At 49.1% G+C, this 12,808-nt stretch carries 7 protein-coding genes and 1 pseudogene; 7 read left to right on the top strand and 1 reads right to left on the bottom strand.

The annotated features are described in order from the left end of the window. Positions 1-6 precede the first annotated feature (6 nt). The 3 genes and pseudogenes from DWZ40_RS00710 (at position 7) to DWZ40_RS00700 (ending at position 5,682) form a co-directional block, all read left to right on the top strand. Positions 7-3,020: pseudogene (locus DWZ40_RS00710) on the top strand (efflux RND transporter permease subunit). 77 nt (positions 3,021-3,097) lie between these two features. Further along, positions 3,098-4,372: a TolC family protein gene (locus DWZ40_RS00705; RefSeq protein WP_118540232.1), complete on the top strand. Its 1,275-nt coding sequence runs from the start codon at positions 3,098-3,100 to the stop codon at positions 4,370-4,372. Between the two features lie 14 nt (positions 4,373-4,386). Then, the gene (locus DWZ40_RS00700) at positions 4,387-5,682 is read left to right on the top strand and encodes a TolC family protein (protein WP_118540231.1); all 1,296 of its coding nucleotides are present in this window, start codon (positions 4,387-4,389) and stop codon (positions 5,680-5,682) included. Between the two features lie 71 nt (positions 5,683-5,753). Here DWZ40_RS00700 and DWZ40_RS00695 read toward each other — a convergent pair whose 3' ends face one another. Next, on the bottom strand, positions 5,754-6,752 hold the full coding sequence (locus DWZ40_RS00695; RefSeq protein ID WP_118540230.1) for a LysR family transcriptional regulator: 999 nt from the start codon (positions 6,750-6,752) through the stop codon (positions 5,754-5,756). A gap of 125 nt (positions 6,753-6,877) precedes the next feature. Here DWZ40_RS00695 and DWZ40_RS00690 point away from each other — a divergent pair, with 125 nt between their 5' ends. From DWZ40_RS00690 to mgtE, 4 genes are all read left to right on the top strand, one after another. After that, positions 6,878-8,254, top strand: coding sequence for a M20/M25/M40 family metallo-hydrolase (locus DWZ40_RS00690; RefSeq protein WP_118540229.1), 1,377 nt, complete (start codon positions 6,878-6,880; stop codon positions 8,252-8,254). Between the two features lies 1 nt (position 8,255). Further along, positions 8,256-9,545, top strand: coding sequence for a 2-hydroxycarboxylate transporter family protein (locus tag DWZ40_RS00685; RefSeq protein WP_118540228.1), 1,290 nt, complete (start codon positions 8,256-8,258; stop codon positions 9,543-9,545). A gap of 19 nt (positions 9,546-9,564) precedes the next feature. After that, positions 9,565-10,401, top strand: coding sequence for a YitT family protein (locus tag DWZ40_RS00680; RefSeq protein WP_182431571.1), 837 nt, complete (start codon positions 9,565-9,567; stop codon positions 10,399-10,401). A gap of 910 nt (positions 10,402-11,311) precedes the next feature. Continuing rightward, the gene (gene mgtE / locus DWZ40_RS00675) at positions 11,312-12,733 is read left to right on the top strand and encodes a magnesium transporter (RefSeq protein WP_243035141.1); all 1,422 of its coding nucleotides are present in this window, start codon (positions 11,312-11,314) and stop codon (positions 12,731-12,733) included. The last annotated feature ends 75 nt before the right edge of the window (positions 12,734-12,808 follow it).

Raw genomic sequence — 12,808 nt, 5'->3', positions numbered from 1 at the left:
ACGTAAATGGGAGTTACTAAATTTGTACTGAAGCGTCCGGTCACCGTGCTGATGGCGCTCTTATGCCTGATCGTGTTCGGTATTTCTTCTGTATTTAATGCAACTCTGGAGCAGATGCCGGATATGGATCAGCCGATGATGATCATTATGGCAAACTATTCCGGCGCCAGCCCGGAGGATATGGATGAGCTGGTCACGCAGCTCATTGAGGATCAGGTCAGCACGCTCGAGGGTGTTAAGAGCATGAGTTCCACCACCAGTGAGGGCCGTTCCATGATCATGCTGGAGTATGATTACGACACGGATATGGATGAGGCCTACAGCGACCTGACCAAGAGCTTAAACAGCATCCGGGATCTGCCGGATGACGTAGAGCCGACCGTCATGGAGATGAACAACAACGCGCAGGCCAGCATTATGCTTACCGTTGCAAACCCGTCCCAGGAAAATTTCTATGATTATGTAGACCAGAAGATCGTGCCGGAGCTGGAAAAACTGACAACGGTGGCAGAGGTATCCACCATGGGTGGTTCCTCCGAGTACATAAAAATCGAGCTGATGTCCGATATGATGGACCAGTATAACGTAAGCATCAGCGACATCAAGTCCGCAATGTCCGCGGCAAACCTGTCCTATCCGTCCGGAAGCGCAGAGTCCGGCAATCTGGATTTATCCGTTTCCACGTTAACAGAGCACGATACATTGGATGATCTGTTAAAGATGCCAATCACGGTTTCAGGCAATAAGATTGTTTACCTCGAGGATATTGCCGTGGTTTCCTATGCAGAGGAGCAGAAGGGCGGCGTATCCCGCTATAATGGCGAGGAGACCATTTCCATTTCCTTAACCAAGCAGCAGAGCAGTACCGCCATGGATCTTTCTAAACAGGTTAAGCAGGTCATCAAAAATCTGGAGGGCGATGATGAGAACCTGACCATTACCGTGGCGCGAGATGAGGCGGATTCCATCCTGGATTCCCTTAAGGATGTAGCAGAGACCATGGTCATGGCGGTTGTCATTTCCATGATCATCATTTTCCTGTTCTTCGGCGATTTCAAGGCATCCCTGATCGTCGGAAGTTCCATTCCGACCTCCATTCTGTTGTCTCTGATCGTCATGACGCGGGCAGGATTTACCTTAAATATCATCACCATGAGCGGACTGGTTCTTGGTGTCGGCATGATGGTCGATAACTCCATCGTTGTGCTGGAGAGCTGTTTCAGAGCCATGGATAAGCAGGAAGACAAAGGCGCGCTTGGTTATGCAAAGGCGGCGTTGGAAGGAACGAACATCGTGGTGTCGTCCATCGTAGGTTCCACGGTTACCACCTGCGTTGTATTTATTCCGCTGGTATTCTTAAATGGTATGAGCGGTCAGATGTTCGGCGCCATGGGATACACGATCGTATTTTGTATGTGTGCATCCCTGCTGTCTGCGATCGCGATCGTACCGCTGTGCTACATGATGTATAAGCCGAAAGAACGCACTTCTGCTCCGGCTTCCCGACCGCTGGCTTTCCTGCAGGATGGCTATCGGAAGCTGATGCCGGTACTGTTAAACCATAAAGCAATCGTGCTGCTTACATCGGTCGGCATCATCGCAGCGACGTTGTTCCTCGCAAGCGGTATGCAGACCGAGCTGATGACAGCCGACGATACCGGTACGGTCAGAGTCAGCATTGAGACCCGGCCAGGGCTGATCACCGAGCAGGCCGATGCAATCCTTGCACAGGCTGAGGCGATTGTGGCAGCCCATGAGGATGTGGATTCCTACATGCTCCGTTACAACAACGACAGCGGTACTATTACTGCCTATTTGAAGGATGACCGGAAGATGTCTACCGATGACGTTGTAAGCCAGTGGGAAGATGAGATGGCAGATCTGGAGAACTGTACCATTACCGTAGAGGCATCCACTTCCATGAGCATGATGGGGCGGTCCCGCGGCTACGAGGCCATCTTAAAGGGAACCCAGTACGATGAGCTTCAGGAGGTCAGCAATGAGATCGTAAACGAGCTGATCGCAAGAGATGATGTGAAGAATGTCCACTCCAGTATTGAAAACACGGCACCGGTTGTCGCTGTAAAGGTAGATCCGGTCACTGCTTCCGCGGAAGGACTGACTGCAGCGCAGATCGGTACTATGGTGAAGCAGATGCTGGACGGCGAAGAAGTCACTACCTTAAAAGTCGACGGACAGGAGATCAGCGTCAAGGCAGAGTATCCAGAGGACCAGTATAAGACCGTGCCGCAGTTAGAGCGCATGATTTTAAAGAAGCCGTCCGGCGGTTATGTGGCATTGTCTGATGTCGCTGAGATCTACTACAAGGACAGCCCGTCCTCCATCGAGAAAGAAGATAAGTCCTACCAGATCACGATCAGCGCAGATTATGTAGATAATGCTTCTAGCGCTGCTGTGAAGACCCAGATCGATAATGAGGTCATCAGCCCGAACTTAACCGGAACCATTACCCGGGGTACCAACTCCAGAGACCGTATGATGCAGGAGGAATTCTCCGGACTGTACAATGCGATCGCGGTAGCAGTATTCCTGATCTTCGTAGTTATGTCCGCGCAGTTTGAGTCCCCGAAGTTCTCTTTCATGGTTATGACGATGATCCCGTTCAGCCTGGTTGGTTCCTTTGGACTTCTGAAGCTGACCGGAGTCAGCATGTCCATGACTTCCATCCTGGGATTTTTGATCCTGGTTGGTACCGTCGTAAACAATGGTATTCTGTATGTCGATACCGTGAACCAGTACCGTATGGAGATGCCGCTGAAAAAGCGCTGATCGAGGCAGGTGCGACCCGTATGCGCCCGATCATGATGACGAGCTTAACGACCATTCTTTCCATGCTGCCGATGGCAATGGCATTCGGAAGCAGCGGTTCTACCACCCAGGGTCTTGCGGTGGTAAATATCGGTGGTCTGACTGTTGGTGTCGCAGTGGCACTCTTCATCCTGCCGGTTTACTACGCACTGATGAACGGAAAGAAAGAGTTGAAGGTGCTGGATATTTAGGATTGGATCGTTGAAACTAGATGCGTGATTATGTACGGAATAGTTGCGTTTGTTATTCGAAAAAAGGAGGAGATAGAATGCTTCCGAACAATAGAAAACGGTGCGCTGGCTTTGGAACGGTGCACCGTGCAGGCAAAAGGCCGTTTGCCCAGGGATCATGCAGACAGAATGCAGGCGGTCACTGGACACGGACCGGAAGAAAACTGGCGGGGAGTTTCCTGGCGGCGGCTCTTGTCACTGCAGCGCTTCCGCTTCCGGCTTTCGCCCAGCAGAGCCCGGAATTTGCCTACTCGGCAGAAAAGTGGGCAACGCTGAAGGACAACAAGCTGGAATTCGATGAGATCAAGGATCTGATCCATGAGTACAACCCGACCGTCATCCAGAACGCGATCAGTTATAAAGATTACCTGACGAAAAACCGCGATGATGTGGCACAGGAGTACTATGACCGTGCCAATGAGATTTATTCCAGCATTGAGTACCCGGATTCTGACAGTGAGAACTACGGAAGCGGGGTGGCTGCCGCACTCCGGAATGAGCAGCAGGCAAAGAGTCTGATGGAGCAGGGCGATGAAAATACCGATGACCAGGCAACCATACGGATCCAGTACGACCAGACCGAGGCACGGCTTGCCAAGCAGGCGGAGGGTCTGATGATCACCTACTGGACCCAGTACTACAATCTGGACAGCGCGAAGGCCCGCATCGAGCAGGCTAAGCTTTCCTGTCAGTCGGAAGAAAACCGGCTGGCAGCAGGCATGTCCACTCAGTCCAAGGTATTAAGTGCAAAAGAAGCCGTTTCCAATGCAGAGGCGGCGCTGGTGACTGCAGAAAGCAACCTGGCATCCACAAAAGAAAATCTGTGTCTGATGTTAGGCTGGAGCTATGGGGCCGATGTGGAGATCGCAGAGCTTCCTGAGCCGGACCAGAAAAAGATTGCGGCAATCGATGTGAACGCAGACATTCAGACGGCGCTGGATAACAGCTATGCGTACCGCCTGACACAGAAGCAGCTTACCAATGCCCGCACCGATACCGTGAAAGAAAAGCTGACGGAAACTGCAAAAAACCAGAAGGAGACCATCTCCAACAGTGTGAAGTCCGCCTATGATTCCCTGATCCTGGCACAGTCCAATTACGAGCAGGCACAGTCTGCGCTGGCTCTGCAGGAGGTTTCCATGAAATCCGCGGATGCAAAGCTGGCGGCTGGAACCATTACAAAGAATACCTATGAAAGTCAGAAAGCTTCTTATACTACAGCCCAGGTAACAGCCCAGACCCAGAAGCTGTCTCTGCTTCAGGCCATGGTCGATTATGACTGGAGTGTAAACGGACTGGCATCGGCAGAGTAGGAAAGGAGCGGTCTATGAAGAGAAAACAAAATGAAAATCGTTTGCATGAATTGTCTTGTCCGCAAAGCTGGAAGCGGCAGGCGAAGCAGGGATTCCATATGCCCCAAAAGGTTGGAATCCGGGCTGCACTGCTTCTTGCGATTGTTTTTGGTATGCTCAGCCTTCCCTGTACTTCTCTTTCTGCGAGGGCAGAGGTTGCAGAGACAGGTTCCGGCCAGACTGCGGAAGAAGAGACGGCAGAGACTGCTTCCGGACAGAGTGCAGAAACCGCAGAACAAAATGCGGAACAAACCACCCGGTCCGTAACCTCAGTAGACTACAACAACCTGGAACAATTGGTGCTAAACAACCGGAATTTAAAAAATTCCCTGGAAAACTATACCACCAACAAGGAAACCTACCAGAACATGCTTTCCACCCTGGAAACCGAGCGGGACTACATGAAATTTATGCAGGAGAAGTATGAGGATGACGCAGAAACGAAGGCCGTTTACAAAATGAACGCTTCCCGTCTCAGCATGTTCATTTCCCAGATCACCAAACAGCTGGAATCCCTGGAAACGAAAACGCAGTCGGTAAGCAGGCAGAAGACGATAGACAGCTATGTTCTGACTGCGCAGAGCCTCATGCGCAGCTATAATCAGATGAACACTAAGGCGCAGGCGGAAGAGAAAAAATACGAGGCAGCCCAGAGCAGTTACCAGGCAGCGTTAAAAAAACAGAGTGCAGGCATGGCGACAGCAGCTGATGTGATGGCAGCTGCTGACACCATGGCAAGCGCGAAAAACCGGTATGAATCATACCGGCAGCAGGCAGCGAATGCCCGGTTTAACCTGTTATCCAATCTGGGACTGGAAGATAATTCCGCGATCACGATCGGAAGCGTGCCGCTCCCGGATCTTGCAGCCATCGATGCGGTCGATTTCGCTGCGGATGTGGAAACGGCAGTCGGCAACAGCTCCAGCGTGCAGAATGCCCGCCATCAGAGCGCGGAAACCGCAACGGAGATTTCCGTAAAATCCGATCAGGAGACTCAGGCAGAGGGAACGGTGCGATCCCAGATGCAGAGTCTTTATGATGAGCTAAAAGCTGCAAAGCTTCAGTATGAAGGAGCAGCCAATGCTTATGAAAGCGCATCGATCACGTACGCATCGCAGCAGAAAAAACAGCAGGCCGGAATGCTTTCCCAGAGCGATTATCTGCAGGGCGTTGCCGATTATTACAGTGCGCTGGACGCAAAAGAGAGCGCAGTCATTCAATTGAATCAGGCGTGGGAAAGCTACAGCTGGACCGTGAAGGGAGTGTCTTAGGACACTCCTTTTTTCGTTGTTATATATCTGAGAAAAGCGGTCAGCGACAGCTTTGGCAGATAAAAAATCACCTAGGAAACCGATGGCTGTGTAAGCAATTGGCAAACCGGGGAGAGCAAGGCATTTTCTTCGGAAAACAGTTGTGAGATAAGAAAAATAAAACAGTTTGCCGGCTCGGAAAGCGGATTGTCTTTCTGATAGCAAAGGTAGCGATTGCGGCAATGAAGCGGATTGGAAATGGAAAAATATGCCATGGGCGCGATGAGCTGGATGCGGAGCACGGTCCGTACCGGAACGAAAACCATACCAATGCCGGTGGAGGCGAGGCGGAGTGCTGCCTCATTTCTCTGTATTTCCATTACGATGTGAGGAGAAAGGTGATAGCGGTCAAAGAGTGCGTGAGCGGTTTGTCCCATGCCGACATCGGGATTGCAGACAATAAAATCGCTTCCTTTCACCTGGGCTGGAGAAATGTAGTAAGGGGTTAGCGGGGAATTGGCGGTCAGATCCATTCCCTGACAGAGCGGGTGGCTGGTTGGGACTGCCAGAACAATGGGCTCAACCTGAATGATTTTACTTTGCAGATTGTCGGGAATCTGCTGGGAAGATAAGATCGCAAAATCAATCTCTCCTTTTTCCAGGAAAGAAAAAAGCTGTTTATTGTTTCCTTCCGTTAATTTGAGCTTGAGATTTGGATATTGTTGTTTCATGGCCGTGATCAGGTAAGGAAGCGTGGTGCTGCAGAACTCAGGCCCCATGCCGAGACGGATGGTTCCGTGACTGGAATGGGTGAACTGGTTGAGGTCAGCCATCAGCTCGGCTTCCAAAAGCCGGATCTGCCTTGCTTTTTGGACGAAACGCACCCCGGCTTCCGTGAGAACGACCGGATTGGCCGTACGGTCAAAAAGCCGGATGGAAAGGTCTTTCTCCAGACGGTTGATATATTTTGTGAGAGCAGGCTGTGTGATGCAGAGTGCCTGTGCGGCTTTGGAAATATTCTGGTAATCGGCAATCGCACAGACATATTCATAGGCATGGGCAAACATAGAAAATCCTCCTGAAATAACCATGACAAAATATTATGGAAAATGGAAAAATGACTCATTGGACATAACTTCTTGGAACTATTATACTGAGACCATAAAGTATTTGCAAATATTTTTCAAGAATAACCAGTAACGTTTGTGGAGGTCATATGGATGTATTAGAGCGGGCGTTTGCCTATGTGGATGAACATCGGGAAGAATATTTGAAGGATCTTGGCGAAATTTGCAGTTTTCCAAGCACGGCGGCTCATGCGGAAGCATTGGAAAATACCAGAACATGGATCGAGAAGCGTCTGGAAAGAGCCGGAGTTTCTGCAAAGCGTGTCGGCGGCGGAGAAGGCAATGACATGATCGCTGCACAGAAAAATGGAACGAAAGATAAAACGGTTCTTTTCTACAATCATTACGATGTGGTCGAGCCGGGAGATCCGCAAAAGTGGGACGGAGGAGATCCGTACCGGGTGAGAATCGAGAACGGCAGAATGTATGCCAGAGGAATATCGGATAATAAAGGACCTTTGGTTTCCAGAATTCAGGCGGTGGAAGCGCTGCTTGCAGTAAGCGGGGAACTGCCGGTCAATGTAAAGTTCTTCTTTGAGGGGGATGAAGAAACTTCCAGTCCGTCTATGGTGCGGTATCAGAATATGCATATGGAAGAATTTCAGGAGCATACGAAAGCAGATGTCTGCTTCTGGGAAAATGGACGGCACGACCAGGAGGGAAATCCGTGGAGCCGGTTTGGTGTACGCGGAGCCTGCGCGTTCAATCTGAAAGTTACGACGGCAGCAACCGATGTACATGGAAGGATGGGCGCGACTGTGCCGAGCGCTTCCTGGCGGCTGATCTGGGCGCTTTCCACACTGAAAAGCAGCGATGAAAAGGTACAGATCGAGGGCTTTTATGATGATGTGATACCGCCAACGCAGGAAGAACTGGAGTTTCTGAAAAAGTTTCCATACGATGAAGAAAAGCAAAAACAGAAACTGGGGTTGAAGCAGTTTGTGCTTGGGGCTTCCGGCGAAGAACTGAAAAAAAGAGTTTATCTGGAGCCAACGTTATCGGTTTGTGGATTGGAAGCCGGGGAATTGTACAATGGACCGCGCGGCATTGTTCCGCATACGGCGTGGGCGAGAATTTCCATGTATCTCGTAGCTGATCAGAATCCGGATAAGATCGCCGGACAGCTGAGAAAACATCTGGATAAGAACGGATTTGAAGATGTGGAAGTGGAGTATCTGGGGGGAACCTGGCCGGTGAAGACATCATTAAAAACTCCCGCAGCAGATGTTTTGGACAAGGCTTCCGAACTTGTTTACCATAAACCAATGATGCGGGAACTGACCCAGTTGGGTTCCGGGCCGGCGATTGTATTTCGGAATGCGTGGCCGGAATTGCCGGTGATCGGCGTAGGACCGGGCAACACCGCCTCCAATCATCATGCACCGAATGAAAACCTGGCAATAGAAGATTATTTCAATTCACTGAAATGTATGATCGCTTTTTTGTACGAGTGGGGGAAAGAATGATATGATGATTCAGTATGATGAAAACAGTAAAATGAACATTATGAAAATGCCAATGGTGCTCTTTGTAATCTTTGCGGCCATCACCGCGGTTGCAGTTTATATGGAAAAGCTTCCAAACTCCCTGATCGGAGGACTGGCAGTCTGCATTTCACTGGGGTATCTCTTATATTTTATCATAGGAAAAATATCAATCCTGCAAAAAACAATTGGAATGGCTGCAGTTCCTTTTATCTGTGCATTCCTTGTTTATAAGAATCTGATTCCGGAATCGGCCATTGAAATTGTGAACAATACGATAAATGGAAAAACAGATGTGCTCGGATTTTATGTAGGAGCACTGCTGTGCGGAAGTATTCTTGGCATGGACCGGAAAATGTTAATTAAGGCCGGAAGCCGGTATTTTGTTCCAATCGCCGGCGGTATCATGGTCTCTTATGGAGTAGCAGGACTGGTTGGCAGATTTTTTGGCTACAGCTTTCGTGATGTAGTGCTTTATATTGTTGGGCCGATCATGGGCGGCGGCAATGGCGCCGGAGCTGTTCCAATGTCCGAAATTTATGCCAATGCAAGTGGCCAGGCAGCGGATACATTTTATTCCAAAATGCTTCCGGCCATGACGCTTGGAAACTGGTTCGCGATTTTTGGCGGCATCATTTTAAAAAATCTGGGCTGGAAATTCCCGAAGCTGACAGGAAATGGAACCCTGATGAAAGGCTACAGCGAAAAAGATGCAGGAAAAACCTATGATTTTACATTGAGATTAGAAGATCTGGGAATTGGATGTTTTGCAACAGCAGCGTTCGTTATTTTCGGACGGATCATTGCAAGCTATGTTCCGATGATCCACGCATACGCATTTACGATCATTGCAGTAGCCCTGGTAAAAATTCTCGGAATCCTGCCGGAACGCATGGAGTATTGTGTGGTACAGTGGTATCAGTTTATGCGTGCCAATGTTACGGTGATCATCATGGCAGGTGTTGGAATCTGCATGTTTGATCTGGCATCTCTGTTTGCAGTACTTTCCCCGGGATATGTCGTGATGTGTCTGATCGTAGTAGCAGCAGCAACCATTGGCGCAGGGGCAGCAGGAATGCTGATGAAATTCTTCTTTGTAGAAGCAGGGATCACTGCAGGACTTTGCATGTGCAACGCAGGTGGTAATGGAGATGTCTATGTTCTTACCGCAGCAGAGAGAATGGAGCTGATGTCTTTTGCACAGATTTCATCCCGCCTTGGCGGTGCGATCATTTTGGTAATACAGAGTTTACTGGCCGGATGGCTTTTATAATAAAGAAGAGGAAATGTTCATGAGTCATTGGAAAAAACTAGGCATGGTACTGATCGGAAATCTGATTGTTGCTTTTGCTACCGTTTCTTTTTTGGAAGGGAGCGGGCTGATCACAGGCGGAACAACCGGAGTCGGCAAGGTGGTATATGCGTTGACTGGTCTGCCGGTGTCCGGAACCTATGCGGTTGTGAATGGAATCTGCTTTTTTCTGGGCTTGTGGATCCTGGGAAAGGAATTTGCACTGACGACGATCCTTTCCAGTGTCATATTTCCGCCGATGCTTTGTGCGCTGGAGGTTTTATCAGGCGGAGGCGGCTTATCGGATGATCTGGTTTTATGTGCCGTGTTTGCGGGAATCCTTACAGGAATCGGCATTGGTCTGGTGATGCGGGCACATTCTTCGACTGGCGGTCTGGACATTCCGCCGCTGATCGTGAACCGTTTGTTCGGAGTGCCGGTGGGTGTTTGCATGATGGGGATCAGTATTGTGGTAGTCGTACTGCAGATTCCGTTTTCCAGCATGGACCAGATTTTGTATGGTTTGATCCAGATCATGATCATGTCTGTCGTACTGGATAAGGTGCTGATGATGGGACACAGTCAGGCAAAACTTTGGGTGATCAGCTCAAAATACGATTCCATCAAAAAAATGCTCTTGCAAAATGATGTTGGTGCAACCTTGTTTCCGATCGAAACCGGGTATACAGATCAAAACCAGAAAGCGATCCTTTGTGTGGCAGCGCCCCGCCGTCTGCCGCACATCAAACAGCTGATCCAGAATGTCGATGCAGAAAGCTTTGTGCTGGTGGATACCACACAGGAGGTGTTGGGAAAAGGATTTACGCTGCCGCGCTGAGAAGTGGATTAAGAATTAAAAAAATATCTTATTCAAAAAAGGATATTGTTTTTCAAAATCGCATATGATATAATGCCGTTAGGCAAAAGGATAAGATGTTCCATTGCGAACAGCAAAACGAAAACCCCAGAAGTCTCGCATACTTCTGGGGTTTTCTATTCCTGTTTTCTGGAGTGGGAAGGCTTAAGCCCACAGGCTATAGTTACCGGCTACTTGTCACCGTCTAACCATTTGATGATGTAGTGGCAAGCTACACCAGCCGCAACGGTGACAATAAAGGATAAGATATATTCCATTCCGAACACCTCCTTTCCATACCAGTCTGGAGGCGGTAACAAATTTAATATATCACATCAAAAGTGATGTGACTAGTGAAAAAATATCAACTTGGAAATTTGGGTGGTTGACGCGAAAAAAATGCTGTAGTATAGTTTAGGAGGAATTTATTGATCGTGCACATATAAGGAGGTGAGGGAATGGACGTCGCGGACAGTTATAAGCGAATGAGCGGCAATGGAAGAGAAAAGAAGACCGACAGCCTGTCTGAATCCGCTGTCCGTTTTCTCACACGAATTGAGTTTAGATTTTTATAGGAAAGCTGTCTGAGCGGTAGTCCCTGCATCACAGGTGTACTGCACGGATCAGGCTATATTTGCGTGTGTCTGCCATTGCCCGTTTTCAGATGAAACCGGTAATGGCATTTTTTATTTGCGGAAACACGCTGCTGTTTTTTCTTTCTTGTTTTTTGAATCTATTGTTAAGAAAGCGTGAAGAATACAGGAGATTTTTCTGGAAAAATACAGCAGGTTTGCGCAGATCAAAAATGCTCCGGTTCCACGGATGACAGCCGTGAGAATAAAACGCTGTGAGAAAGAGAAACACTTTCGCGCAGGCAGAGAAAGGAGCAGACATGGAAAAGATGAACGAGAACGAGAACAAAGACGTGGCAGTTCAGGTACGTGACTACCAGACGGAACTGGAGCAGATCATGCGGAGCAACGTATCCCCGCGTGTATTAAAGGACCGGATTTCCGACTACCATGAGAATGATATCGCATCCTCTTTCGAGGTGCTGACAAGAGATGAGAGAGAGCGTTTATACCGCATTTTAGACGCGGAACAGCTTTCTGATATTTTTGAATATCTGGATAACGCAGAAATTTATTTTGAGGAACTGAATGCAAGAAAGAAGGTTGAGGTTCTTTCCTGCATGGAAGTTGATCAGGCAGCAGCGCTGCTTAAGCGCCTGGCAAAGCCGGAGCGTAATATGCTCATTGACCTGATTGACAATGAATCCAAGCGCGACATTGCCATGCTGGAGTCTTTCGATGAAGATGAGATCGGAAGCCGCATGAGCATGAATTTTATTGAGATTAAAGCTGGAATCAGTGTCCGTGAAGCGATGCGGGAGCTGGTTGCACAGGCGGCAGAAAACGATAATATTTCTACCTTATATGTAACCGATGACCAGCACACGTTCTGCGGTGCGATCGACTTAAAGGATTTGATCATTGCCCGAGAGGGCAGCAGCCTGGATGATATCATCATGGAGTCTTACCCATATGTGTATGCCCGTGAGATGATCGAAGACTGTATCGAGCGCATGAAGGACTACTCCGAGGATTCCATCCCGGTACTGGATGAGAACAACAAGATCCTTGGTGTCATCACTGCGCAGGACATCGTTCAGGTTGTCGATGATGAGATGGGCGATGACTACGCAAAGTTAGCAGGTCTTGCTTCTGAGGAGGAATTAAACGAGCCGATCCGCCAGAGCGTGCACAAGCGTCTTCCGTGGCTGATCATTTTACTTGGCCTTGGTCTTGTGGTTTCCAGTGTGGTTGGTCTGTTTGAGGGTGTGGTAGCGCAGCTGACCATTGTGATCTGCTTCCAGTCCCTGATTCTGGACATGGCCGGAAACGTCGGCACCCAGTCCCTGGCAGTGACCATCCGTGTGCTGATGGATGAGAACCTGGATGGCAAGCAGAAACTTGGCCTGGTATTTAAGGAAGCGAGAGTCGGCGTGTGCAACGGACTGATCCTTGGCGTTCTTTCCTTTGTATTTATCGGACTTTATGTAGTTTTCGCAAAGGGCATGACACCGGGCTTTGGATTTGCGGTCTCTGCCTGCATCGGCGTGGCCCTGCTTCTGGCCATGATGATCTCCAGTGTTTCCGGTACCGTGATCCCGATCCTGTTTAAGAAATTCGGCGTAGACCCGGCGGTAGCGTCCGGTCCGCTTATCACCACCGTGAATGACCTGGTAGCGGTTATTTCCTATTATGGTCTCACCTGGATCTTTTTGATCGAGATGCTGCATTTAGCGGATTAAAAGAATAAGACTTGAAAAGCTGTTTCTGGCCTGTGCATCTGCATGTGCCGGGGCAGCTTTTTTGTGGCTTGTATT

The organism is Clostridium sp. AF32-12BH (assembly GCF_003477935.1).
Classification (GTDB): Bacteria; Bacillota; Clostridia; order Lachnospirales; family Lachnospiraceae; genus Brotaphodocola.
The sequence above is the reverse complement of the archived record's forward strand: the minus strand, read 5'-3'. Positions and strand labels throughout refer to the sequence as shown.

Excerpts from the sequence above, each read along its gene's own strand:
- DWZ40_RS00705 (WP_118540232.1), top strand. The coding sequence starts at position 3,098 with ATGCTTCCGAACAATAGAAAACGGTGCGCTGGCTTTGGAACGGTGCAC.
- DWZ40_RS00700 (WP_118540231.1), top strand. The coding sequence starts at position 4,387 with ATGAAGAGAAAACAAAATGAAAATCGTTTGCATGAATTGTCTTGTCCG.
- DWZ40_RS00695 (WP_118540230.1), bottom strand. The coding sequence starts at position 6,752 with ATGGTTATTTCAGGAGGATTTTCTATGTTTGCCCATGCCTATGAATAT.
- DWZ40_RS00690 (WP_118540229.1), top strand. The coding sequence starts at position 6,878 with ATGGATGTATTAGAGCGGGCGTTTGCCTATGTGGATGAACATCGGGAA.
- DWZ40_RS00685 (WP_118540228.1), top strand. The coding sequence starts at position 8,256 with ATGATGATTCAGTATGATGAAAACAGTAAAATGAACATTATGAAAATG.
- DWZ40_RS00680 (WP_182431571.1), top strand. The coding sequence starts at position 9,565 with ATGAGTCATTGGAAAAAACTAGGCATGGTACTGATCGGAAATCTGATT.
- mgtE (WP_243035141.1), top strand. The coding sequence starts at position 11,312 with ATGGAAAAGATGAACGAGAACGAGAACAAAGACGTGGCAGTTCAGGTA.